The organism is uncultured Adlercreutzia sp. (assembly GCF_958431955.1).
Lineage (GTDB): Bacteria > Actinomycetota > Coriobacteriia > Coriobacteriales > Eggerthellaceae > Adlercreutzia.
This window is the reverse complement of the sequence record NZ_CAUASN010000008.1, coordinates 13565-37375: the sequence shown is the minus strand read 5'-3', so window position 1 is coordinate 37375 and position 23811 is coordinate 13565. Positions and strand designations below refer to the sequence as shown.

Here is a 23811-nt window from a genome sequence, read left to right as displayed (position 1 = left end):
CTCCCATGTTTCCCTTCGAAATCGACGAATCCAGCGACCTACCCCTGTGGGTGCAGCTGCGAAACCGTATCGCCTACCTCATCAATGACGGCTATTTCAGACCGGGTGACAAGCTGCCCACGGTGCGCGGGCTGGCCTCCGAGATATCCATCAACTACAACACGGTGAACAAGGCGTATTTGAGTCTGGTGTCCGATGGCTATTTGGAATCGACTCGCGGCCGCGGCGTGTTCGTGACCGATATGGCCGCCGAGGAGGGCGGTGAGGGCCGCGCCGAGGTGGACGCGGTGCTTAGCGAGTGCATCGCCTCATGCCGTGAGATGGGCATGGGCTACGACGACATCGAACACGCGATGAGCCGCAAGATCAAGCGCTTGAAGTACGACGAGGCGAAGGGCCGCGGCGAGGTGGCCGCGCATATCATCGACTTTGAGAAACCGGCGGGGCGTGAAGTGAGGGGAGCTTAGTCGCCCTGCTGCCGCGCCCTTTGCGTCCTGGTTGCCGCGGGCTGGAGCGCTTTGCGCTGCTTGGCTGCCGAGGAGCGGGGCGGGTGCAACGGAGCCTTTCTGAAGTAGCGCCATGGCGAGGAAGCTAAAGGAGTGAACATGCCTTTCAAGAACAGATCGAAAGAAGAGGACCGGTTCCGCGTCGCGCCCGATGGGGTCACCGAGGTGGTGGGGGAGCGCGCCTCGTCAGCTGGCGTGCTGCTGTTCTCGGCGGTGCTGTTCGCGCTCGTTCTGGCCGCCGTGCTCGGCATCGGGCTGCTGGTCGTCGGGCGCGTCACGCTCGGGGCGATCGTGGCTGCGGCTCTGGCGGCGCTTGTGGCCATTAGCTGCTGCCATGTGGCCCAGCAGTGGGAGCGCGTGGTGGTGCTGCGTCTCGGTCGTTTCAACCGCGTGTCAGGGCCGGGCCTGTTCTGGACGTGGCCCGTCATCGAGTCGAACACCATGCGGGTGGACACGCGCACGCGGGTGACCACCTTCTACGCCGAGGAGACGCTCACGGCCGATCTTGTGCCCATGAACGTGGATGCGGTGCTGTTCTGGCACGTGTGGGACGCAGCTGCGGCCTGTACCGAGGTGAGCGACTTCACCCGTGCCGTGGAGATGGCGGCCCAGACCGCCCTGCGCGATGCCCTCGGGCGTGCGAGTGCGGCCGAGGTGGCCATTCGCCGCGAGCAGCTCGACCGCGAGCTCAAGCGCGTACTGGAGGAGAAGGTGGCCCCATGGGGCATAACGGTGCTCTCGGTGGAGGTGCGCGATATCCTGCTGCCCAAGGACCTGCAGAAGGCTATGAGCCTGGAGGCCCAGGCTGAGCAGCGCAAGAAGGCCCGCATCATCCTCATGGAGGCCGAGCGCGACATCTACGAGATTCTGGACGAGATGGAGGCACTCATCGGCGACCACGAGGCTGTGGCGCGCCTGCGCACCATGCACCTGCTGAACGAGTCGCTGCGCGAAGGCAAGGGCACCGTCGTCATCCCCAGCGCCTTCGCCGAGGGCTTCAACGAGGGTGTGGGCGACCTGCTCAAGGGGTAGGTATCAAAAATAATTGACAACCATGCTATTCTTCCATTTCATCAAGAATATTTGACATTTCTGAAATATGAGATAATATCAAGAAAACTTGATGAATTCGGAGGTTCGCGATGAATTGGACTAATGTGTACGGCCTCGATCAGCTGGGATCGTTTCTCCAGAAGGCGCGCAAGGAAAAAGGGTACACCCAAGATGAGTTCGCGGAGATCATCGGCGCCTCCCACGCCACGCTTTCGGCTCTTGAGAACGGGAAAAGCGTCAGCTCCCAAACACTCATGCGCGCTGTGAGCGATTTGGGGCTAAAGCTTGTGGTTCTTCCTAAGGGCGCGCGGGCGGAAGTGCATGAGGACGCCGCTTTTGCAGCGGCGTTTCCGCGTTCGCACGAAGAGGGGAGTCGGGTATGAATTCTGAATCCCTTGAAGTGCGCCTCGCTGGCGAGAAAGTCGGCGAATTGGTCCGCACGAAAAACGGTGCTCGCTTCACGTTTTCAGAAGAGGTCGCTTCGACTCACCCCTTCTCGCCCTTGCTCTCAACGGCGCTCTGCGTGCAAGAGCGGCCCTTCGATGCCCTGCGAACCTTTTCCTGGTTCTCAGGACTGCTGCCCGAAGACGCGAGACTCGATGAGCTGCGGCGGTTCTACGGCATCGCTGAAGGCGATTATTTCGGATTGCTTGCCCAAATAGGCTGGGAGTGCGCCGGTGCTGTTGAGGTGATGCCTCGGGAAGATTGGGCGCTGGCTCGTGCGAGCCAGGAGCTTTCTCGCGAAAAGAGGCTGACGCCTGAGGAGCTGGCGATCCGCTTGGCTGCCTTGCCGTCGCACCCCTACGACGACGCCTCTTCCTTGCGCGTATCCCTTGGCGGTTTCCAGGAGAAGCTCTGCGTAATTATCGGATCGGAGGATTGGGCCGAGATCGAAGCGGGCCACCGGACCCTGAGCTCGGCAGCGCTCCCTTTGGACGGAGCTCCTTCGACGCATATCTTGAAGCCCCAGCCCCAAGGACGACTCGCGGGGCTGGTGGAAGGGGAAGCGTGGGGGATGGAGGTTGCTCGCCACGTGACGGAAACGGCTGGCTCAGCTCTTCTCGACCTGCCTGAAGCGCCCCTCACGTTGCTCGTAGAGCGTTTCGATCGGATTGAAATCGAGGGAGGCCTCGTGCGGCTGCACCAAGAAGACTGCGCACAGGCCCTTGGCATAGAGCCGGGACGCAAGTACGCAGCTACAGCGTCGCCGACGAAAAGCGATCCGACCTACAAGGGCATTGCCGATTTGCTGTCCCGCTACGCAGTCGATCCGCTGGAAGAGCGAAAGCGGCTCCTGCGGCACCTCTTCGTGAATGTAGTTCTCGGGAATACCGACGCCCATGCCAAGAACTATGCGCTGCTCCACGACGGCGACACGATTCGTCTCGCACCGCTCTACGACGTTGTGCCGGCCCTAGAAATCACGCCGAATGTGCTGTTCATGGGCTTGCGTATCGACGGGCGCATCCGCATCGACCGAATTGAGCGAGAAAATATTGAGGCTGAGGCGCGCTCGTGGGGTCTGCCTTCTCGTGTTGCGAGCGAGGTTCTCGATGGGGCGGTGGAGGATATTCAGGAGGGCATCGCGATTGCCTCCGAGCTTTATCCCGAGGCTGGCAGCAGGCATGCGGCTCCAGCGCTGGAACGTCTGAAAGCGTTTTGCCGGTAGGCCCTCCCTCATCCCCAGCGCCTTCGCCGAGGGCTTCAACGAGGGTGTGGGCGACCTGCTCAAGGGGTAGCTGACGTGCTAGCTCTGAGTTTTTGATGTGATATCGTGATTGAATATGGAAGCTAATTCGGATACTATATAGGTGCCGATTTAAGTATCTAATTTGGAAGGATCTACTATGCCTCTTCCTGCCTACGAAACTCCTAAGCCCACTCCCATCTATTCATTCGCCGCACTGAAGACCAAGCAGAGGGAGATCAAGGACAGAGCTGCCGAAGAGGTAGTTCACATTACCGAGAACGGCAATGCCGCGTATGTGTTCTGCTCCGAGGAGGTGCTGGCCCAAGAAAAAGCCAGGGCCATAGAGGCTGCTCTCTTTGAGAGAGAATTGCAAGAAATCATCGAGGAGGGTCGTGAAGATATTGTTGCGGGGCGTTACACGGTTGGTTCGGAGAGTGCCATTGCCCGCATGCGCGAGGCTTGGGGCGTAAATGACTGAGCTGCGAGTAACCGACCGGTACATCAGGAGTGTTCGCCAGATTACATCTGCTCGACTTCAGAAGCGTCTGGAAGAGTTAGTCGTCCTTATTGAGCAAGTGCCCACCGTTGGATCGACTTTGAATCGCCCATGGCTTAAGAGCGAATTTGGCAGCAGGTGCTTGACCCTCGATCTCAAGCCTTTTCTCTTGGTATACGAGTACGATGAAGAGAATGATGTGGCAGCGCTCTACGGAATTGTGCATCACGGTCAGGTGAAGTAGCCAAATATTTATCCTCAAGAAAGATAATCTGCTCTGAAAATTGTCCTATGATAACTCTTGTATTGTCATAGGACAATTTGCTATAGTGCCGCCAGAGGAATTTGGCCAATTCTCGGGAATACCAGTTTGAGGGGACGGTAAAGACCGCTGCATGGAGAAGAGGCGGTGCCACTCGCGCAAAGCGAGGTCCCCGGGAATGAAGGAGGAGAGATGTCCGAAGCGAAATGCTCCACGGGCGGCCTCACTCGTCGAAGCTTCTTGAAGACGACCGGTGCCGCAGCCGCGGGCCTCGGTGTCGCAGGTGCGACCGGCCTGGCGCTCGGCACGGCAACGCTGGCGCCGACCTCGGCCCATGCGGAGGGGGAGGAGCGCACGGCTCATTTGTGCCACCAGTTCCATTGCCTGACGGGATGCACTTTGAAATGCGTAATTCGCGATGAAAAGGTTGCCATTATAGAGCCGAGTGATTTGGTGGACAAGCGGCACTCCACTATTTGCCTGCGTGGTATCAACGAAGTGAACCACATCTATTCCCAGGATCGACTGAAGGTGCCGCTAAAGCGTGTGGGCGAGCGCGGTGAAGGTAAGTTCGAGGAGATTTCCTGGGACGAAGCTATTAAGACGATTGCTGATAATTTGAAGGCAGCTCAACAAAAATACGGCGAAGATTCCGTTTTTATCAGAAAGGCAACCGAGGCCAGCATTGGTTTGGATTTTATCGGGAAACTTTTAAAAGCGGATTCCGGCGGATTGCATGGTATAGATAACGGTTGGGCTAATGGTATCGCTCCAGCATTTGGTCCGGATTTGGCTGCAGCGTCGCCGCGTTCTCATTGGGAATTCAAGGACGCATCTACGATTATCGAGCTTAGTCACAACCCTCTAGAAAGCGCCATAATATGGTCTGCCCCGTTGATGGACGCCAAGGAGGCTGGTGTTTATATAGTATGCATCGACCCCCGTTTTACTCCCACGGCGGCAAAGGCGGACGAATGGCTGCCAGTTCGTCCAGGCACAGATGCCGCTATTATCCAGGCAATGATCAAGGCAATCGTTGAAAACAACTGGTATGACGAAGAGTTTGTTATGGCCCATACCTCTTGTCCGTATTTGGTGGATCGCGATACCGGTAAGAGCTTCCGCAGCGCTGAGGTTGTGACTCCCAATCCGACGGTGGTGGGGGAGGAAGTGGTGGGGGCTCCCTTTGTGTGGGATACCATCACTGACGGACCGACGCTCTATGATGACCCGGCGGCTGTGCCCGCATTAGAAGGCGAATGGGAGTTCGAGGGCAAGAAACTGGTAACGGAATTCACGCTTATTAAAGAGTGGGTTAGTACGATCTCCTATGATTGGGCTGAAAAAACATCTGGAATTGAAGCTCAGACTATCGTAAACCTGGCAGACCGTTACGCCAATAACGGTCCGGCCATCATAGATTACGGTCTGGGAGGCGTAGATAAGTATACAAATTCAGATGTAACGGGTCATGCAGCTGCGATATTGGTGGCCCTAACAGGGAATTACGGGAAAAGGGGAGCAGGATTTGCCTCGTACGTTGGTTTTGGCTCCAGCGATCCTTTTGCAACGCTGAATAGCTGGGAGCTTCCTGAGGAATACCAAGAAGTTGAGAGCCCCATAGCCATGTACGATATGCCTTACCAGGAAAACAAAATTCGTGCTGCCCTAACCTTCGGAGACGCCTTCACACTCCAGGCGGCATCTGCTAACGACATGCTGAATTGGGTGAAGTCGCTCGATTTTTACGCAATCGTTGACATCTATCACTCGTCTGCCGTTGACTATGCCGACATCGTGTTGCCTGCCTGTACTAAGTTTGAGTGCGAGGAAAGTGTAAAGCAGTTGCGTGATAGCCGAGGTTATGTAACTTTGGCGAACGGGATGGTAAAACCCATGTTCGAGTCAAAAAGCGACTTGCAAATTGAGCGTTTGCTGGCGGCTCAGTGGGGCTTGGAAGATCTGCTGCCCAAGACTTATGAAGAGTTGGCACGCCGTTGTCTTGAGGGGGTTGCGGATTTGGATCCCCGTATGGAAGGCTTTACTTACGAAGCGTTGCTATCCAACGGCGGGGTGATGAAGCTGCCAGAAACAGGGGATGACTACATGCCCGATGGCGGAGTGGAACAAATTTACCCTACGCCTACTACGCGTATTGAGCTGTATTACGAGTATCTGACCGAGTTTGGTCAAGCGCTGCCGGTGTACGAGGACGCTAACGAGGCCTATGAGAGCAATCCCAAGAAGGAGCAGTTCCCGCTGTATTTCACCCAGGGAAAGAGCCGCTATCGCATTCATGCCTACTACTCCGCTTCCGAATGGTTCCAGGAGGACTTCGGCCCCCGCATCAACATTGCACCGGAAGATGCAGAAGCGCGCGGAATTGTCACTGGCGACGACGTGCGCGTGTATAACGACCGTGGTTCGTTTGTGGCCACCGCTTTGGTGAATCGCTCGCTGCAGCCAGGTGTGCTCTTTATGGCGGAAACCACTTACACGCGTTATTACAAAGACGGTTTCCTGCAAAACGTTACCAACTCGGTGCGGCCTGAAAGGGGATATGCACTCTTCCATGGTCCGCAGATTCCTTACAACGATACTTTGGTGCAAGTGGAAAAGGCATAGGTGAGACAAATGACTAAGTATGGAATGGCTATCAACAAAACCCGCTGCATTGGGTGCCAGACCTGCGCCTATGCTTGCAAGATGCAGAACGGTGTGGCCAAAGGCATCCGGTGGAATCGAGTGCTGACGGAGGGCTGCAGCGTGGAGGATGACGCTTTGGGCCAGTATCCCGCGCTTTCCCGCACCTACCTGCCCCTGGCATGCCAGCACTGCGAGAACCCGGCCTGCGAGCGGGTGTGCCCCACCGGCGCCACCTACAAGGACGAGATGGGCCGCGTGGAGATCGACTACGACAAGTGCATCGGCTGCCGCATGTGCATGGCCGCCTGCCCTTACAACGCGCGTTCCTTCAATTGGGACGAGCCGGTCTACGTGCCCGACTTCGCCTACGGCGACGACGAGGTTGCCAAGCGAGCGCGGGGCGTGGCCGAGAAGTGCACCTTGTGCCGGGAGCGCACCGATGGCGGCGAGGAGCCGCGCTGCGTGCAGTGCTGCCCGATGAGCGCGCGCATCTTCGGCGATCTGGACGACCCGGATTCCGAGGTGTCGCAGGTTATTCGCCAGCGTGGCGCCGGGGTGCTTCTCGAGGAGCAGGGTACCCGACCGCAGGTCTATTACTTCGACTAGGGGAGTGGCATTATGGAACTTCTGACTAAGAACAAACCGCTCACCGCCGTGCTCGCGGTGCTGGCGGTGGCCGGCGTGGGCGCCTACCTCTTCCAGCTTATGGGCGGCCTGGCCGTGACCGGCATGTCCAACGGCGTGTCGTGGGGCCTCTACATCACCATGTTCATGTTCTTCGTGGGCCTGTCGGCCGGTGGCCTTATCGTGGCGTCCTCGGCGAGCGTCTTCCACATCAAGCGCTTCAAGGCGGTGGCCATGCCGGCTATCATCTTGTCGACGGTGTGCATCTGCTTGGCCGGCGCGTTCATTCTCATCGACCTGGGCGGTATCCAGCGCATTTGGCGTCTGTTCACGGGGCCGAATCCCACTTCGCCGCTTATTTGGGACGTATGCGTTATCACGTTGTACCTGGTGATCAACGTGCTGTATTTGGTGAACATGCGCCGGGGCAACGACCGGGCGGTGTCCGTCATCTCGCGCTTCGCTTTGCCCTGCGCCATTCTGGTGCACTCGGTGACGGCCTGGATCTTCGGTCTGCAGATGGCCAAGGAGGGCTGGTACTCGGCCATCATGGCTCCCATCTTCGTGGCCTCGGCCATGGACTCGGGTCTGGCGTTGCTGCTGTGCGTGCTGGCGGCGCTCAAGAAGGCGCGCCTGTTCGACACCTCTCGCGAGCTTGTAGCCTCACTGGCCGGTCTGCTTGCCACCTGCATTGCGGTGGATGCTTTCTTCATCTTCTGCGAGGTGCTCACCATGGCCTATCCCGGAGCTGCTGGTGCCGAGACGCTGGCGCTCATGACCAGCGGTCCGACCGCACCGTTCTTCTGGTTCGAGATTGTCGGCGGCCTCGTCGTTCCGTTCCTCGTGCTGGTATTCGCGAAGAACCGCGAGCGCACGGGGCTTGTGGTGGGGGCGAGCGTGCTCGTGATCGCCGGTGTGCTCTGCAAGCGCCTGTGGCTTCTGCTCACGTCGTTTCTCGTGCCGAACGTGGAGGGCGCGCCGGGCATCCTTTCCAGCGGCGGCTGGGCCTTGGCCGGCGCCTATGCGCCCACCGTGCCCGAGGTGCTCATCGTCGTGGGCATGCCGTGTCTGGGAGCACTGGCCTTCATGGTGCTGGGCTCCAAGCTGCTGGTGCCGGCCTCGGAGTCGGAGCGTGTCGAGGGACGCGCCTCCGCGACGGCTGCCGACCTTGACTTCGATCCGCTGACAGCATAACGGCGACACGTGCGGCGGGGCTTCCGGCAATGGGGCCCCGCATTTTCGAAAGGGGGAACGGTGAGCTATCTTAATGCGGCCAGCTGGCATGCGCTGGCAGATGCCTACGCCTTTTTGGGCAACTCACTGCTGCGGCCCATGTCGCAAACGGCCGATGTGGGGCTCGATCCGGAGTTCTGGGGTGCGTTCCCCGACTTCGGCGACGAGCATGTGGCCGAAGCTGCCGACGCTCTGGGCCTGTGGGCCGGATCTCTTGGCGTCGGTCGCGAGAAGAATGTGACCAATGTATCGGTGGAGTACACGGCGCTGTTCGTCGGGCCGCCCTCGCCGGCCGCTCCTCCCTGGGAGACGATGAATCGTCGCGAGGGCGCCTCGGTGGGCTTCGGTGAGGCAACCTTCCAGATGCGCGAGGTGCTGCGGTCCCTCGGCCTCGAGGCGGCTGGTCCCTCCAACCAGTACGAGGATCATCTGGGCATCGAGCTTCTGTGCCTGTCGGAGATGTGCCGTCGGCGCGCCTGGGCGTACGATATGGCGACCGTTGCGAGTGAGGTGGCGGCGCGGGAAGCCGATGCCGCTCCCGACAAGGGGGCCTTGGTGCGCGAGCTTTCCGATGAGGAGGTGGCGGCCTTTATCGACGACCATCCGCTCGGGTGGATTGAAGCACTGGAGGCAAAGGTGCAGGCAGCCTATCCTGACGGCTATTTTGCTCACGTGCTCATCCTCGCCCGTGCCCTGCTCGCCTACCATCGCTCTCAACTTGGCTAGGACCCCCGTGTCGTATCGTCCCTTCCGTTGAAGCCCCTTGCCGCTTAGCCGGCAGGGGCACTTTCGTGCTATACTCTCCTTGCAACTTGGTACCAAGCGCTTGGTAAGGAGGGTGCCATGGCCGATACGGCACGTGCGATGCCGCAGCGGATTAAAGTGTCCAGCAAGCGGCAGATCACCATTCCCGCGAAAGCTTACAAAGACATGGGCTTCACCGATTATGCTCTCATCGAGCAAACGGATGAGGGGCTACTCATCAAACCGCTGAAGGTGGAGGATGAAGGCGTCTCTCTTGACGTGCTGCGTCGCCTTATCGCCGAAGGGTACGAAGGGGAAGAGCTGGTTGAGCGCTATGCCGCCCTGTGTCCCCGCGTCATCCGCTTTAGCGATCTGCGGGATTCTGCGCCAGCTTCTATTCCAGTGCTGCAGGAGGCGACCTCCGAGGAGTCTCGTGAAGGGGAGGAACGCGAGCGGGTGTTGGCTGCTGTTGCGCAGGAATGCGGGAAGTACGAGGCCATAACCTGCGGCTATGTGTTCGGCTCGTTCGCGCGCGGCGATTTTGCCGCCGAGAGCGATGTGGACGTGCGGCTGGAATACGACAAGGCCGCCCCCTTCAGCCTGTTCGAAGTCGCGCAATTCCAGAAGCATGTGGAGCGCGTGACAGGGCGCGATGTAGATGTGGTCACAGCGCGGAAGGTGAAAAACCCCAACCTCGCCGCAGCCATCGAGAGGGAGAAGGTGCTGGTGTATGAGCGCAAAGGCCACTGATCTCGCGCGTGTGCAGGAGATATTCAATCTCATCATGGAGACGCGGGGTCAAATGGCGCGGCTCGGGATTACCGAGCAGCGCTTCAAAAGCCCCGAATCCGATGCCGACCAGCTGTTCGCTGAGGCTATCATGAATCGGGTGCTGCGCATCACCGAGGAAGCGGGTTCGCTCAGCGATAGCGCGCTGGCCCATTACGATTTCGAGCGTCGGGCGATCAAGGGCGTTCGCAATCGCCTGGCCCACGCCTACGGGGATGTGAATGCAGACATTATCTGGCAGGTTATCGAAGAAGATTTCCCCGTTCTGCTCGAAGGGTGCCAGGGCTATTGCGATGAGCTGGGATTGGAACTAGAATTCGGGCCAGCCAGCATGGAGGGCTGATGTATTCCGGAAACAGAGAATCCGAGCCCTGGAGCTGACAAACAGGTAACAAATCCATTGCGGGTTGTTGCCATTAGTTACGGGTGGGTGTCAGCAAAGGTGACTGTTTAACTGATTGTTTTCAACAGGTGCGCCCGTGCGGTCGATTTTGTGCAGGCGCTTTAACATATCGCCAATAAGAGAAGTTCCGATTGATCGTGGCCGCAAGGGAGGGCGGCTGGCGTGATCTTATCGGGCGGGAGCAAAGGCGCTTTGGGCGCCGGGCGATAGGAGCAGCCATGGAGAAGTTTCTGAACGTTGTGCGGTCGAACAACTTGGTGCAGGCGGTGCTGTGCATCGGTTTCGGCTTGTTTCTCATGGTGTATCCGTCCATTACCATCCAGGGCATCATCATGTTGTTCGGCGTGGCGCTCGCGCTCATGGGCATAGCGGGCACGGCGTCCTATTTTCGCCAGCGCAGCGTGCGCTACCGCGACCCCAGTGCTCTTATGAGCGGCGTGTTCTACCTGATCATCGCCGTTATCGCCTTCGCATTTCCGAAGGTGATCGCCGGCTTCTTCTCGGTGGTACTCGGCGTGGTGCTCATCCTGTGCGCCATCGTGAACGTGGTGCGCGCCTTCGCCTTGCGCAACTTCGGCAGTAGCATCTGGATTGCGGTGCTGGCGGCGGCCGTCATCGTGGGTATCGGCGGCGTGCTCATTGTGGTGAACCCGTGGGGTGCGTCCATGACCTTCGTGCTGGTGCTCGGCGCCGCGTTCATCGCCAACGGTGCGATCGATCTGTTCATCGAGTGGTATCAGCGCGACTCCGAGAGCCACGGACCGCTGGCCAGCCATTCACACTAGACGCCCGGCAGGACGTTCTGCTTGCGCGGTTGATGTCGTGGGGGGGCGGGTGTTGGTTGGCGCAGATATGCCGACATGGGTGATATGTGGGGGTCGGGGGTTTGGGGCGGCTGAAGCCGCCCCCTACGGGGACGGTCGAAGCTGACCCTCCTACGGGGATGGTCGAAGTGGCCCCTTGCGACGATGGCTGAATCCCTTCCCTATGGCGATGGCCGAAGCGGCCGCATTGAATTGCGGTGCTCGCTCGCTTTTGCCGATGGCTGTTCATTGGGGGCTTCTATGCATAATTTTCCCTTCGACCCCTGCTCGTGCGGGGGTCTTTGCTATTATGGTGCGCACACGAGGGCCGTTTGCCTGCAGGGGGATGCGGCCACGCTCGTTAAAGCTTTTGGTTCAGGAAAGGAATTGCGATGTCAGACGAAACCAGCGCCCTGGCGGAGATCGAGAAGCATCGCGAGAAGATCGACGAGATCGATCGTCAGCTCGTGGCGCTTCTGAACAAGCGCGCCAGCCATTCTCTGGTCATTCGCGGGCTTAAGCCCGATGCCCACATGGGTCTTTATGACGCCCGCCGCGAGGAGGAGATCTTCGCCAAGATCGCCTCTTACAACGAAGGTCCGCTCTACAACGAGTACCTTCGCGCCATTTACGAGACCATCCTTCGAGTGAGTAAGGAGACGCCGTCCGTATGAGCGAAGAAGTGAAAATCGCCCCTCTTCCCGATCTGGGGCAGCGCACCGACGAGATCACCATCTACGCCGGCCCCTGCTCGGTGGAATCTGCCGAGCAGTTCAACGAGGTGGCTGAGTGCATCGCCGATCTGGGGCTCACCTGGATTCGCGGCGGCGCGTTCAAGCCCCGCACCAACCCGCATTCCTTCCAGGGTCTCGGTGAAGAGGCGCTGAAGATCATGAAGAATGCCGGCGACACCTACGGTTTAAAGACGCTGACCGAGGTAATGGACTCGGCCCACTGCCAGCTGGTGGCCGACTACGTGGACGGCCTGCAGGTGGGCGCCCGCAACTTCCAGAACTTCAGCCTGCTGAAGAAGATCGGCGAGGTGACCGCCGACACGCACCAGATGGTGCTGTACAAGCGCGGTTTCGCGGGCACCATTGCCGAGTGGCTGGCCGCTACCGACTACATCACCGACCATGGCAACACCAACGTGGTGCTGTGCGAGCGCGGCATCCGCACCTTCGAGACGGCCACGCGCTTCACGCTGGACATCGCGGCGGTGCCGGTCATCCACAAGCAGTCGCTGTACCCGGTGTGCATCGATGTATCGCATCCGGCCGGCCAGCGCGATTTGGTGCCGAGCCTGGCCAAGGCGGCGGTGGCCGCCGGTGCCGACTCGCTCATGATCGAGGTGCACCCGAACCCGCCGGTGGCCCTTTCCGATGGCCCCCAGCAGTTGACGCCGGCCCAGTTCCGCGAGCTCATCGCCGAGCTGCGCGACCTGGCCGCCGTCCTGGGAAAGAAGATCGTGTAGCAGCTTTCCGCTGTTGCGCATTGCTGCCTGGAAGCCCATCTCGCTTTGCGCGAGGTGGGCTTTTCGCTTTCCCGAAAGGGTGGTGATGTGGGTGGGCCGTTGGCGGATGGTGGGGAAATTGAGGGGTTGCGCGCTCAGATTTCTGTGCTAAAGTACGACCCAGCAATTGAATATACCTTAAACCGATGAGGCGAAGATCAAGCCATCCGGGCACTCACAGAGAGCGGGCGCAGCTGAGATTCCCGCAGAACGCCAGAGGGTAAATGGATCGCCGAGGGAAAGGGGAAAGGCCCACCGCCGTTTGTTCCGGCGAGGCCGAGTATCTGGACCGTGAGCCTGCGTTAAAGGCAGAGCGGGTGATGGCCCGTTCGTGAGAGGGTTCGCTTCGGCGGATCAATTAAAGGTGGCACCGCAGATCAAGGGATCTGTCCTTTAAGCAAAGGACAGATCCCTTTTTGTTGGGGAAAGCCGGGAACCTCTCAAGGCGTCGGATACGGGGCAATTGCTGACACAGGAAACGCTCGCAGGCGCGAGCACGAGGGGCGGTAAGGAAGCCGCCCGAGAAAGGACTGATTGACATGGCAGAACTCCGTATGACCGCCGACGCTGAGAATGCTCCCGTCCAGGCCGCCGGCGCCAAGCGCACCGTTGCCGCGACCGAGAAGAAGGGACTGCAGGTGCAGGACCTCATCCTGGTGGCCGTGCTTCTGGCCGCCGGTGCCGTGCTGAAGCTGACCGTGGGCAGCCTGCTCGCCTCCTTCGGCATGAAGCCGAACTTCATCATCGCCGCCTACTGCCTGGCCATCATCATCATTCGCCCGAACGTGGCCCAGTCGCTTGCCATCGGCCTTATCGCCGGTCTGGTGTGCCAGATCCCGATGCTGAACGCCACGCCGCTGCTCAACATCCCCTCGGAGCTTCTGGGTGCGCTCGCCTGCGGCCTGCTCATCCACGTGCCCATGAAGATCGGTGGCAAGCTGGACATCAATCCGCTCGTGAACACCTTCATCTCCACCTGCGTGTCTGGCTTCACGTTCGCGGCGCTGTCCGTCTACATCAACGTGGTGTCCGTGGGCGGCGACTTCGCCGTGGCCATGGCGGCCTACGTGGCCATCGTGCTGGGCACTGCCACGTTCAACTGCATCTTCGTTCAGGTGCTCGCCGTGCCCCTGAAGAAGGTCCTGAAGAAGTAAGTAAGCTATTGAGGAAGAGCAGCTATGATCCAGTTCGATGAGTTCAGCTTTCGGTATCGGGAGGGGGAGGCGCCGGTGGTGCGCGACATCACGCTCTCCATTCCCGATGGGTGCTTCGTGGGCATCACCGGGGCCGCGGGCAGCGGGAAGTCTACCCTCACCTACGCCATCAACGGCATCATCCCGCACTGCTACCCGGGCGACTTCTACGGGTCGGTGACCGTGGAAGGACTCGATACCGTGGAGGCGTCGCTCACCGACATCTCGCGGGTGGTGGGGAGCGTCTGCCAGGACATCGACTCGCAGATGGTGTCCACGGTGGTGGAAGACGAGATCCTCTACGGCCTTGAGAACTTCGCGGTACCCAAGGACGAGATTCCCACGCGAGTGGACGAGGCGCTTGCCGCCATGGGCATCGCTGACTTGCGCGACCGTACCATCGACAGCTTGTCGGGCGGCCAGAAGCAGAAGGTGGCCGTGGCCTCGGTCATCGCCCTGCAGCCGCGCGTGCTCGTGCTGGACGAGCCCACCGCCGAACTGGACCCGGCCTCGTCGGTGGCCGTGTTCGACCTGCTTGCCCGCTATGCTCGCGAACACGGTACCACCGTCGTGGTGGTGGAGCAGAAGATCGCGCTTCTGTCCGATTATGCCGACATGCTCGTCATTGTGGACGAGGGGCGCATCCGCTTCGCCGATACGCCCGATGCGGTGCTGGCCCATTCCGACGAACTGCTGGCCCTCGGCGTGAACGTGCCGCGGGCCACCACGCTCATGAACGCCCTGGGCGCCCAGGGGCTCTACGACGGCCCGACGGTGCGCAACGTGGCCGGGGCCGCCGCAGCGCTGAAGGAGGTGCTCGCATGATCGAGTTCAAGAACGTGTCAGCCTCCTACGACGGGGAGCTCGCCGTGCTGAACGACGTGAGCTTCACGGTGAACGACGGCGACTTCGTGGCCTTCGTGGGCACCAACGGCGCGGGGAAGTCGACCACCATGCGCTTGGCCAATGGGCTTCTGAAGCCCACGGCTGGCGAGGTGCTCGTGGACGGCGTGCCCACCACCGCGTTGAAGACGAGCGAGCTGGCGCGGCGCATCGGCTTCCTCTTCCAGAACCCCGATCGGCAGATCTGCTGCAATACCGTGCGCGAGGAGCTGCTCTTCGGCTTCAAGGCGCTCGGCGAAGAGGGGCCGGAAGCCGAGAAGCGCGTGGACGCGATCATCGAGCGCTTCGGCTTCGACGCCGATGCCGAGCCTTACCTGCTGAATCGCGGCACGCGGCAGCTTCTGGCGCTCGCCTCCATCATCGTGCTCGCGCCGCCGACCATCATTCTGGACGAGCCGACCACCGGCCTCGACTTCCGCGAGTGCGTGAAGGTGATGGACGTGGTGCGCGAGCTGAACGAGAGCGGCACGACCGTCATCATGGTGTGCCACGACATGGAAGTGGTGGGCGACTTCGCGCGCCGCGTGATCGCCATGACTGCCGGGCAGGTGGTGGCCGACGGCGCCACCTTCGACGTGCTGCGCGACGGGCGCGTGCTGAAGGAGGCCCACATCCTGCCGCCGCAGGTGACCGAGGTGTCCATGATCCTCGGGCGCGATGAGGGCTGCTCCAAGGCCGTGGCCAAGGCCGACACGGTGCCCCAGATGGTGGAGGCTGTGGCCGCGGCGCGCGGTGTGGAAGCGACGGCGGTGGAAGTGGAGGCGATCGGATAATGGCGAAGTTTCTGGAATACGTGCCGGGGGACAGCTTTCTGCACCGCATGAACCCCTGCGCGAAGCTCATCGGTGCCGTGCTGTTCGCCATCGCCTGCTTCGTGACGAGCAACCTGGTGTTCCTGCTCGTGCTGTTGGCAGCAGCGCTTGCCATGGCCGTCTCTTGCGGGCTCGGCCGCGAGACAGCGGGGCTGTGCAAGGCGGTGTTCGCGTTCTCGCTCATCCTGGCGGTGGTCATCCTGCTCACCACACCCCACGGTACGCCGCTCGTGCCCCTGCCCTGGGGCTATGTCGGCACGGGCAGCCTGCTGGCGGCCCTCACGGTGATCGTGCGGCTCATGGCGGCGGCCATTCCCCTGTTCCTCGTGTTCTACGTGACGAAGATGAACGACATCACGAATTCGGCGGTGAAGCAGCTGCACGTGCCCTACAAGTACGCCTTCACCTTCACGAGCACGGTGCACTTCATCCCCGTGTTCATGAACGACATGGCCGGCATCATGGAGGCCCAGACGGCCCGGGGTGTGGAATTCGACGGGTCGCTCGTGAAGAAGGTGCGGCTCATGATTCCGCTGTGCGTGCCGCTGCTGGTGAGCTCGGTGCGCAAGACGAACTCGGCCGCCATCGCCGCCGAGGTGCGCGGCTTCAACCTGCGCACCCGCGAGAGCGGCTACAAGGACTACCCGCTGCGTGCCGGCGACTGGGGCGCGCTGGCCGTGTGCGCGCTCGTGCTGGCGGCCGCCGTCGTGCTGGCCGTGCTGGGAACGCCCACGCTGGGGTAGGGTTGCGGGGCCGCCTGGCGTTCTCTCAGCGAATGGAGAAGAACTTCGCGAGCTTGGTGCCCAAGGGCCCTTGGGTGAGCAAAAGCTTCACGACGATGAAGGCGGCAATGCCCGCGGCGAGCGCGATGAGGAGGCCCGGCAGACCGAAGGCGGCGCACACGATGGCCGCCACGACGAGCGAGGCGAGAATCACCAGGATAAGCGCCCGGTGCACGGTGCGATGGAAGCGCTGCCACGCCGCCACGGGGAAGGGCGATGGGGTAGCCTCGCCCCGAAGCGGAGCGCCGCACAGGGCGCAGCGGGCCAGGTCGCCGGCGTAGTCCAGGTTGCAGCGGTCGCAGTGCCTCATGAGCGGCCTCCCTTCGCGCGCACTTCCACCCGTCCCTGATCGCGGGCGGGGGCACGGCCTGCGTGATCACGCCAAGTGGCGCCGATGGCGGCGAGGCGGTCCTCCAGCGCCGATTCCCGCAGAGCCGCATCTACCTGCGCGTCGTCCTTGTTGAGGGCCGCCCAGCCGTGCAGGCCTTCGGCGGCTAGCACATCCACCAGGTGGCGTGCCGTCCGCAGGCTCACGAAGCGGCTCGATATGCCGATGCACAGGTCGTTTCCGCAGGTGCACAGGATGAAGTTCAGCCCGGCCGGCGAGGTGAGCGCGCTGATGCCCTCCACGTAGGGGGCCACCGCGTCGTCCAGCTGCACGCGGCCCAGGCTGGATACGGTGCAGGTCACCTCGCGGGTGGCCCGCCAGGCGGCGAATCCCAGCGCCGCATCCTTCACGATGAGCGGCACCGCGCGCACGAGCGGGTTCTTCTCCAGCTTCACCATGCGCATCACCCGGCGCTTGAGCGACGCCGGCTGGGTGCCGGCAGCCAGCTGCTGCTGCACCTCGGCGGCTATGACGGCCACAGGCTCGTCGGCATCTCCCGGTACGTAGGTGACGTAGGCCAGGCCGAAGAAGTTGCGCAGGGTGGTGGACCCGAAGAGCGCGCGCAGGTCCACGGGCACGTCCATATGGATGGCGCGCTCGCGCTCGGCGCCGTGCATCTCGCGGCGCAGGGCGCAGATGACCGCCGCGATGAGGTAGCTCGTCACCGTGGCGCCCGCGGCCTTGGCAGCGGCGTGCACGGCATCGGCGGGGTAGTGCAGCTCCAGGTAGACGGGGTCGTCGGCGTTCTTCCATCCCGTGAGGTGGAACACCTGAGGCTGCGCGTCGGTGCCGGCGGCCGCGCGGTCGTAGTGGGCCGAGAAGCTGTCCTCGGTCTTCGACGCCTCGGTGCCGGCATAAGGCGCAGGTGCTGCGGGCGCCCCGTATCGCGCTTCCACGTAGGCCGCGAGCAGCGCCTTCACGAACTCCAAGGTACCGCGGCCGTCGGAGATGATATGGGACACCTCCACGTTGATGCGCCGGGCGTGGTAGGTGACGCGGAAGAGCACGCTCGAGGGGTCGGCGTGCAGGTTGTAGCACACCGGCAGCACCTCGGGCTCGACGCGCGGCGGGTTGGGCGCGGGCACCAGGTAGTGCCAGAACAGGCCGTTTCTCAGGCACACGTTGAAGCCGGGGAAGAGCGCCACGGCCGCGTCGAGTGCCCGCTGCAGGGCGTCGGCATCCACCTCGTCGGCCATGGTGGCGGCGATGCGGAAGATGGTTTGGGTGTTCCCACCGGCCTGGGCGGCGTAGAACTTCCCGACGTTGTCTAGTCGGTACCAAGAAGCGTCAGCCATGGGAGCTTGCCTTCAGTGGGAATGGGGTCGCCGTCGAGGAAGTGCGCGATGAGGCGGTAGGTGTCGCGTACGAGCGAGAGCACCGAGGGGTACAGGAAGTAGCCGTGCACCCCGTCGGTCATGCGGAAGCAGGCCACCTCGTTGCCCTCGGCGTCGAGCCGGGCCGCGAAGGCCTCGCCCTCGTCGCGCAAGGGGTCGTACTCGGCGGTGATGACGAGAGTGCGGGGCATGTTGGCCAAAGACGAGGCGATGAGCGGCGCGAAGCGGGAATCGTGGAAGTCCTCGGGCGTGCGCAGGTACAGCTCGATGTAGTCCACGATGGCCCGGCGGGTGAGGATGTAGTCCTCGCCGTTGTCGCGCACCGAGTCGAACAAGGTGTTCTCGCTGTGGTCGTTGTAGGTGAGCGGGTACAGCAGAATCTGCGTGTGGGGCGTGAAGTCGCCGCGCTCGCGGGCCAGAAGGCTCACCCCAGCCGTGAGGTTGCCGCCGGCCGAGTCGCCCATGAGCACGATATGCTCGGGGTCGGCATCGGGAATGAGCGCGCCGGCGAACAGCTGGCGGGCCACGGCGTAGCAGTCCTCCAGCGGCACGGGGAAGCGGCACTCGGGGCTGCGGCGATAGTCCACGGCGATGACGCGCCGCTCCAGCTTCAGCGCCGTGCGCATGCAGGCGTCGCTGTAGAAGTCCACGTCGCCATTGGCCCAGCCGCCGCCGTGCATATACAGGATGGTGCCGCGATGATCCTCGTTCACGTGCAGACCCGACTTCAGCGAGAAGTCGATGTCGAGCGGGGTGAACACGCGCAGGGGTATCTCGTAGCCGTCGTCGGCGGTGGCAGTGATCTCGTCGATGCGGCAGCGCGGGTCGGCGATGGTGAGCTTGCCAGCGGCATCTTCCACCTTGCGCTGGGCGTCCCACGAGGAAGCCACGTCGGGCTGCACGAGCGTGATGGCCTTGATAACGGCCTGAACCACGGGATTCATGGGCATGGCTGCTCCTTTGCTCGTTGACGGTGCGTAAATGATGAGGCCCATGCTAAGCGATAAGGCCCTCTGGCAGCTACCCGCCGGAGGGCCTTGGCATCAAACGGTTAACGGGGCGACACACGGACGGCCGTGCGCGTCGCGGCTACGAGCCGATTGCGCGATGCGAGCCCGGCGCCTGCGGTGGGCGCCCGGTGCCTGCGGCATGTGGCCGGTGGGCGGCGTCTGCGGCGGCCGCCCGCGCGCTGGCGCCTGGTGCCTGCGATGCGCGCGGGCTCAGTGGTCGTTCATGTTGAAGGCGTTCTTCATGGTCACCGTGCGTTGGTCGAGCACGGCGCCGAGCAGGGCGCGGGTCTGGGGCTGCACCTTCGCGATCAGCGCCTCGTTGGCCGCGGCCAGCTCGGCGAGCACGGTGGCGTCGTCCATGTCGTCCAGGTTCGCCTTGCCCTCTTTTGCCATTTGGACGAGCTTGGCGTCGGTCTCATGCAGCGACTGGTAGCCCTGGGCCATGGTGTTCAGCCGATAGCCCTGGATGGCCTCGTAGCTCTCGAAGAACTGCGGGTCGGCAAGGCCTGCCACCAGGCGGTTGTTCCAGTACAGGCTGTCGGTGGTCACCTCGGTCGGCGTGTCCAGGTAGGCGGGCATGGCCTTCACGTTCGCGTACAGGGCCACGGCGGTGTTGAAGGGGCCCGACGCCGGCGCGAACCAGTGCACGCCGCGCAGGGCCGCCGGTACGTTCGGGCGGATGCAGAGCACCGAGCACTCGGAAGTGCGGTCGATGCCGACGTAGCGGTACTGGTGGCGCGTCTCGGGCGTGCCTTTGGTGCCGTAGGGGTCGAACTCGGTGCCGTCGTAGGTGGTGCCGAGCAGATCCTTCACATCCGATGCCGACAGCTTCTTATCGGGGCGCATGGCCCAGGGAATATCGAGGCTCTCGGGGCCGAACTCGGGCGCGGGGCCCTGGAAGCGCGCATCGGAAGGCGTCAGGCGGCGGCAGAGGTACCACTTGCGCGGGGCGTTGTACAGCTCGTCGAGCCAGGTGTAGGTGGAAAACGCGATGCGGGCGTTGAAGTAGCGGGGCAGCCCCTGCACCATCTCGCCGGTATCGCCTTCGTGGGCGGGCATGTCCATGAGCAGGTCGTTGGCCTTGATCCACTCGGCCAGATCGGCGCTGCACATGTAGTCGTGCTGGTCGCCCAGCGCGTCTGCCAGATCGAAGTGGTCGATGCCCTGGCGGTTCGGCTGCACCACGTAGCAGTCGTCGGGTACGCGGCGGGCGATCCAGTGATGGCCGCCGATGTTCTCCCAGTACCACACGTCGTTCGCATCGCCGAAGGCCACGCCGTTGGTCTCGTAGGTGCCGTACTGCTCCACGAGCGCGCCGAGGCGCTTCACGCCCTCGCGGGCGCTCGTGATGTAGGGCAGCGTGATGGTGGGCAGGTTCTCCTCGCCGATGCCGCCGGGCACTTCGGGCTGGTAGCCGGGGGTGCCGGGCGTGCCCTGGGCGGGCTGGTAGGTGACGAGCGGGTCGGCGCCGAGCACCCGCGCGTTGGCGGAGATGGTCTCGGTGGCCGACATGGACACGTTCGCCGCGTTGATGCCGGTCTCGGCCCACACGCCGTTTGCGGGGTCGGCGTTGGGGGTGCAGGTGTAGCGCAGCGGGTTGTCGGGCAGCTCGATGGTGAGGTGGCTGGCCACGCCGGTGTAGGTGCGCGGCTGGTCTTCCGGGTTCACGACGATGAGCTTCTTCGGATCGAAGGAGAAGTCCTCGCCATCCTCGTTGCGGGCGACGATGGTGGAGCCGTCGTTGGTCGCCTTGCGGCCGACGAGCAGGGTGGTGCATGCCATGGGGTGCCTCCTGTCTGATGGGCCCGGGTGCGGGGACGTCGCGGCATCGCCGTGTCGACTGTCGAGCCGGTGCGGCGGTACGGCGCTTCCGCACCGGGGCGTGTGAATGCACAATGCTCGGTATACGCTGGTGAAAGTCGTAGATGAGCGCCGCTCCGCCTTCTGTTGGCAAACCGATGCGCGCAGGTGGGGAAACGGGGAGGTGTTTGCAGCAGTGCATGCTGCGGCAGATACGCTCGCAGGCCGCCACGGAGTGTCGAGGTGGCTCTGCGGCAGCTGGAGGTGGCTGGTGGCGGCCAGAGGTGGCTTGGAATCGACGGTTTTGTTACCGAGTCCTGGGTCTGCGAGGAAAAAATGCGTGAATTGGCTCGGAAAGGACGGTTTTGTTACCGGATTCCGCCGAAAAGGGCATTGCTGTAATACATGGGAGGTCGTTTCCCCAGGTGATGTATTACGATTTGCGTCTCGGAAGGGGGTTTCGGTAACAAAACCGTGGTTTTCAAGCCAGAAAACGGCTCAGCGCCCTTCTCGATGGGTTTCGTGAACATCTTGTGGAGGTCGGTGTGCCGCGGCTCTTTCGGGCGCGGGGGTGCCGCTAGCATAGCCTCCCCACCTTGACGTCGGTGTTTCTCACGCCTCCGACCTCTCAGGTTTCCCGAACGGGGCCGCCACGGCCGAGCCGTTCGTTTCAACGGAGCCGCAGAAGAGGAAGGAGAGGGCGATGGAGGCGCAGCCGACGTGCGATCGGGCCGGCAATCACCTGCAAGAGGATATCGAGAACGAGGAGCGCTCCCATTTGGAAGAGGTGCTCGCGGCGGTTCATGCCTCGGTCGGCCGCGCCCGCGATCTGGCCGAGCGCGCCGAGGCGAGCCATCGGGAGGCGGGGGCGCAGCTGGCGGCTGACCGCGGCGAGCTGGCGCCGGAGGAGGCGCACCTGTCGGCTTTCGAGCTGAACCGCATGGATGCCCAGGCCGCGCTGGCCCACCGATCCCGCCGCCGCTTGGAGAAGCTGCTCGACTCGCCCTACTTCGCCCGGGTGGATTTCCTCGATGGAGATGTCTCCGAGGCAACCACCTATATCGGGCGTTTCGCCTTCACCTGGCAGAACCACGCCCTCGTGTCCGACTGGCGCAGTCCCGTGGCCACGCTGTTCTACGACTTCGAATGCGGCCCGGCTGCCTTCGATGCGCCGGGTGGGCGCCGCGCGGGAACCCTCGCGCTCAAGCGGCAGATCGCCGTGGAAGGCGGGCGGCTGCGCTATGCCGTCGACTCGAATTCCAGCGTGCGCGACGAGGTGCTGGCCCAGGCGCTCTCTCGCTCATCGGATGCGAAGATGCACGACATCGTGGCCTCCATCCAGCGCGAGCAGAACGCCGTCATCCGCGACGAGGCACCGGGCACGCTCATCATCCAGGGCGTGGCGGGCTCGGGCAAGACCTCCATCGCCCTGCACCGGGTGGCCTACCTGCTGTACCGCCAGAAGGAGCGGCTCTCCTCGCAGTCGGTGGCCATCCTGTCGCCGAGCCGGGTGTTCTCCGACTACATCTCGGGCGTGCTCCCGGAGCTCGGCGAGGAACCGGTGCGCTCGTGGAGCCTGCACGATTTGGCGAGCCTGCTTCTGAAGGGCATCGCGAAGGTGGCGCCTGCCCGATCGTTCGCCGACGAGGCCGACGTCGCCCGGGCCGAGCGCGCCCGCGCGAAGGGCACCGAGCAGTTCGCGCAATCGCTCGCTGCGTGGCTTGATAGACAGCTGGGGGCGGCCGGAACGCTGTTCGAGCCGCACGACCTGGCCGTCGGCGGGGACGTGGCCCGTGCCGGATGGCTTGCCGAGCGCTTCTCGGCCTATGCGCCCGTGCCCTTCGAGGAGCGGCTCGACCTCATAGCAGGTGATGCCCTGGAGCTCGCTCACGGCAAGACCTTCGGCCGCTACGCCCATGCGATGCCGACCCGCCGCGAGCTGCGGTCGCGTCTGCTGCGCATGATGCGCGCGAAGAGCCCGCTCGCCCTGTACCGGCGCTTTTTGGCCGACACGGGCGAAAGCGCCCTTCTCAAGATGGCGTCGAAGGGCGTGGTGGAATGGGAGGACGCCTTCCCGCTGGCGCTGTGCGCCTGGGCCTTCGCCGGCCCCGACGGGTTTGCCGCCACGGCCGCCGTGCGCCATTTGGTCATCGACGAGATGCAGGATCTGCCGCCAGTGGCCCACGAGGCGGTGGTGCGCCTGTTCCGCTGCGACAAGACCATCTTGGGCGACGTGAACTAGCTGGTGGACGGGCGACCCGTGGTGGCTCCCGAGGCGGTGGCGGCCCGCTATCCGGGTGCCCGCGTGGTGCGGCTCATGACGAGCTATCGCTCCACCTGCGAGATTGCCGAGCTGGCCTCCCGCGTGCTGCCGGTGGCCGGCCTCACTCCCGTGCAGCGCCACGGCGCGCCGCCGCGGTTCGTGCGCTGCGGCGATACCGCGGGCGTGCTTGCGGCCGTGGAGGAGGCGGTGGCGCGGTGGGAGGCATCGGGGCACCGCACCCTCGGCATCATCGCGAAGTCGGACTTCCTCGCCGCCCGCTACGCCGAGCTCATCGGCCGCGTCCACGAGGCGGCCCTCATTACCGACGAGACCGACACCTACCCGGGCGGCATTGTGGTGACCTCGGTGCGCCTGGCGAAGGGCCTGGAATTCGACGAGGCAGTGCTGCTGGATGCCGACGGATGCCAGTACGCCGACGAGGCCGACCGCCACCTGCTGTACGTGGCCGTCACCCGCGCCATGCACGGGCTGACCGTCCTCTACCGCGACGAGCCGAGCCCGTTTCTGCGAGGGGAATAGCGGCGCCGGAACCGGATATGCGGT

Annotated in this window: 25 protein-coding genes; 21 read left to right on the top strand and 4 right to left on the bottom strand. The window is 62.9% G+C overall.

Going from position 1 to position 23811, the window contains the following annotated elements:
* Positions 1 to 5 precede the first annotated feature (5 nt).
* From Q5064_RS04050 to Q5064_RS03965, 19 genes are all read left to right on the top strand, one after another.
* Positions 6 to 467, top strand: a complete 462-nt coding sequence (locus Q5064_RS04050; protein WP_302962482.1) for a GntR family transcriptional regulator — start codon at positions 6 to 8, stop codon at positions 465 to 467.
* Positions 468 to 605: 138 nt separating this feature from the next.
* Positions 606 to 1538, top strand: a complete 933-nt coding sequence (locus Q5064_RS04045) for a slipin family protein (protein WP_302962481.1) — start codon at positions 606 to 608, stop codon at positions 1536 to 1538.
* Positions 1539 to 1663: 125 nt separating this feature from the next.
* Positions 1664 to 1942 (top strand): helix-turn-helix transcriptional regulator, encoded by a 279-nt coding sequence (locus Q5064_RS04040; RefSeq protein WP_302962480.1) that lies wholly within the window; start codon positions 1664 to 1666, stop codon positions 1940 to 1942.
* The gene (locus Q5064_RS04035; RefSeq protein ID WP_302962478.1) at positions 1939 to 3228 is read left to right on the top strand and encodes a HipA domain-containing protein; all 1290 of its coding nucleotides are present in this window, start codon (positions 1939 to 1941) and stop codon (positions 3226 to 3228) included. Before Q5064_RS04040 ends, Q5064_RS04035 begins: the two co-directional genes overlap by 4 nt.
* A gap of 178 nt (positions 3229 to 3406) precedes the next feature.
* Positions 3407 to 3727: a hypothetical protein gene (locus Q5064_RS04030; RefSeq protein WP_302962476.1), complete on the top strand. Its 321-nt coding sequence runs from the start codon at positions 3407 to 3409 to the stop codon at positions 3725 to 3727.
* Positions 3720 to 3989, top strand: coding sequence for a type II toxin-antitoxin system RelE/ParE family toxin (locus tag Q5064_RS11365; protein WP_368389094.1), 270 nt, complete (start codon positions 3720 to 3722; stop codon positions 3987 to 3989). The genes Q5064_RS04030 and Q5064_RS11365 overlap by 8 nt, the downstream gene beginning before the upstream one ends.
* A 210-nt stretch (positions 3990 to 4199) precedes the next feature.
* A complete protein-coding gene (locus Q5064_RS04025; RefSeq protein WP_302962474.1) occupies positions 4200 to 6632 on the top strand; it encodes a molybdopterin-dependent oxidoreductase in 2433 nt (810 codons plus the stop codon).
* A 9-nt stretch (positions 6633 to 6641) separates the two neighbouring features.
* Positions 6642 to 7259 (top strand): 4Fe-4S dicluster domain-containing protein, encoded by a 618-nt coding sequence (locus tag Q5064_RS04020; RefSeq protein ID WP_302962472.1) that lies wholly within the window; start codon positions 6642 to 6644, stop codon positions 7257 to 7259.
* A gap of 12 nt (positions 7260 to 7271) precedes the next feature.
* A complete protein-coding gene (gene nrfD, locus Q5064_RS04015; RefSeq protein ID WP_302962470.1) occupies positions 7272 to 8471 on the top strand; it encodes an NrfD/PsrC family molybdoenzyme membrane anchor subunit in 1200 nt (399 codons plus the stop codon).
* A 60-nt stretch (positions 8472 to 8531) separates the two neighbouring features.
* Positions 8532 to 9236 carry a molecular chaperone gene (locus tag Q5064_RS04010; RefSeq protein WP_302962468.1) on the top strand — a complete coding sequence of 235 codons (705 nt, stop codon included), beginning with the start codon at positions 8532 to 8534 and terminating at the stop codon, positions 9234 to 9236.
* Positions 9237 to 9353: 117 nt separating this feature from the next.
* Positions 9354 to 10004, top strand: coding sequence for a nucleotidyltransferase domain-containing protein (locus tag Q5064_RS04005; protein ID WP_302962467.1), 651 nt, complete (start codon positions 9354 to 9356; stop codon positions 10002 to 10004).
* Positions 9985 to 10386, top strand: coding sequence for a DUF86 domain-containing protein (locus Q5064_RS04000; protein WP_302962466.1), 402 nt, complete (start codon positions 9985 to 9987; stop codon positions 10384 to 10386). Before Q5064_RS04005 ends, Q5064_RS04000 begins: the two co-directional genes overlap by 20 nt.
* A gap of 278 nt (positions 10387 to 10664) precedes the next feature.
* A complete protein-coding gene (locus tag Q5064_RS03995) occupies positions 10665 to 11231 on the top strand; it encodes an HdeD family acid-resistance protein (protein WP_302962464.1) in 567 nt (188 codons plus the stop codon).
* A 410-nt stretch (positions 11232 to 11641) separates the two neighbouring features.
* A complete protein-coding gene (locus Q5064_RS03990) occupies positions 11642 to 11923 on the top strand; it encodes a chorismate mutase (RefSeq protein ID WP_296009895.1) in 282 nt (93 codons plus the stop codon).
* Positions 11920 to 12723 carry a 3-deoxy-7-phosphoheptulonate synthase gene (gene aroF / locus Q5064_RS03985; RefSeq protein ID WP_302962462.1) on the top strand — a complete coding sequence of 268 codons (804 nt, stop codon included), beginning with the start codon at positions 11920 to 11922 and terminating at the stop codon, positions 12721 to 12723. Before Q5064_RS03990 ends, aroF begins: the two co-directional genes overlap by 4 nt.
* Before the next feature lie 578 nt (positions 12724 to 13301).
* A complete protein-coding gene (locus tag Q5064_RS03980) occupies positions 13302 to 13916 on the top strand; it encodes a hypothetical protein (RefSeq protein ID WP_302962460.1) in 615 nt (204 codons plus the stop codon).
* Between the two features lie 24 nt (positions 13917 to 13940).
* Positions 13941 to 14780: an energy-coupling factor ABC transporter ATP-binding protein gene (locus tag Q5064_RS03975; RefSeq protein WP_302962459.1), complete on the top strand. Its 840-nt coding sequence runs from the start codon at positions 13941 to 13943 to the stop codon at positions 14778 to 14780.
* Complete coding sequence (locus tag Q5064_RS03970; protein ID WP_302962457.1) at positions 14777 to 15631, top strand: energy-coupling factor ABC transporter ATP-binding protein; 855 nt, start codon at positions 14777 to 14779, stop codon at positions 15629 to 15631. The genes Q5064_RS03975 and Q5064_RS03970 overlap by 4 nt, the downstream gene beginning before the upstream one ends.
* Complete coding sequence (locus Q5064_RS03965) at positions 15631 to 16413, top strand: energy-coupling factor transporter transmembrane protein EcfT (protein WP_302962455.1); 783 nt, start codon at positions 15631 to 15633, stop codon at positions 16411 to 16413. The genes Q5064_RS03970 and Q5064_RS03965 overlap by 1 nt, the downstream gene beginning before the upstream one ends.
* 25 nt (positions 16414 to 16438) lie before the next feature.
* Here Q5064_RS03965 and Q5064_RS03960 read toward each other — a convergent pair whose 3' ends face one another.
* From Q5064_RS03960 to Q5064_RS03945, 4 genes are all read right to left on the bottom strand, one after another.
* Positions 16439 to 16762 carry a hypothetical protein gene (locus Q5064_RS03960; protein ID WP_302962454.1) on the bottom strand — a complete coding sequence of 108 codons (324 nt, stop codon included), beginning with the start codon at positions 16760 to 16762 and terminating at the stop codon, positions 16439 to 16441.
* Positions 16759 to 18135 (bottom strand): alcohol acetyltransferase, encoded by a 1377-nt coding sequence (locus tag Q5064_RS03955; protein WP_302962452.1) that lies wholly within the window; start codon positions 18133 to 18135, stop codon positions 16759 to 16761. The genes Q5064_RS03960 and Q5064_RS03955 overlap by 4 nt, the downstream gene beginning before the upstream one ends.
* Complete coding sequence (locus Q5064_RS03950; protein WP_302962450.1) at positions 18108 to 19124, bottom strand: alpha/beta hydrolase; 1017 nt, start codon at positions 19122 to 19124, stop codon at positions 18108 to 18110. Before Q5064_RS03950 ends, Q5064_RS03955 begins: the two co-directional genes overlap by 28 nt.
* Before the next feature lie 270 nt (positions 19125 to 19394).
* Positions 19395 to 20966, bottom strand: a complete 1572-nt coding sequence (locus Q5064_RS03945; protein WP_302962448.1) for a C69 family dipeptidase — start codon at positions 20964 to 20966, stop codon at positions 19395 to 19397.
* 721 nt (positions 20967 to 21687) lie between these two features.
* Here Q5064_RS03945 and Q5064_RS03940 point away from each other — a divergent pair.
* Together Q5064_RS03940 and Q5064_RS03935 are read left to right on the top strand one after the other, a co-directional pair.
* Complete coding sequence (locus Q5064_RS03940) at positions 21688 to 23226, top strand: AAA family ATPase (RefSeq protein ID WP_302962447.1); 1539 nt, start codon at positions 21688 to 21690, stop codon at positions 23224 to 23226.
* A 3-nt stretch (positions 23227 to 23229) separates the two neighbouring features.
* Entirely contained in the window at positions 23230 to 23787 is a 558-nt protein-coding gene (locus Q5064_RS03935; RefSeq protein WP_302962446.1) for an ATP-binding domain-containing protein, read from the top strand.
* Positions 23788 to 23811: the final 24 nt, after the last annotated feature.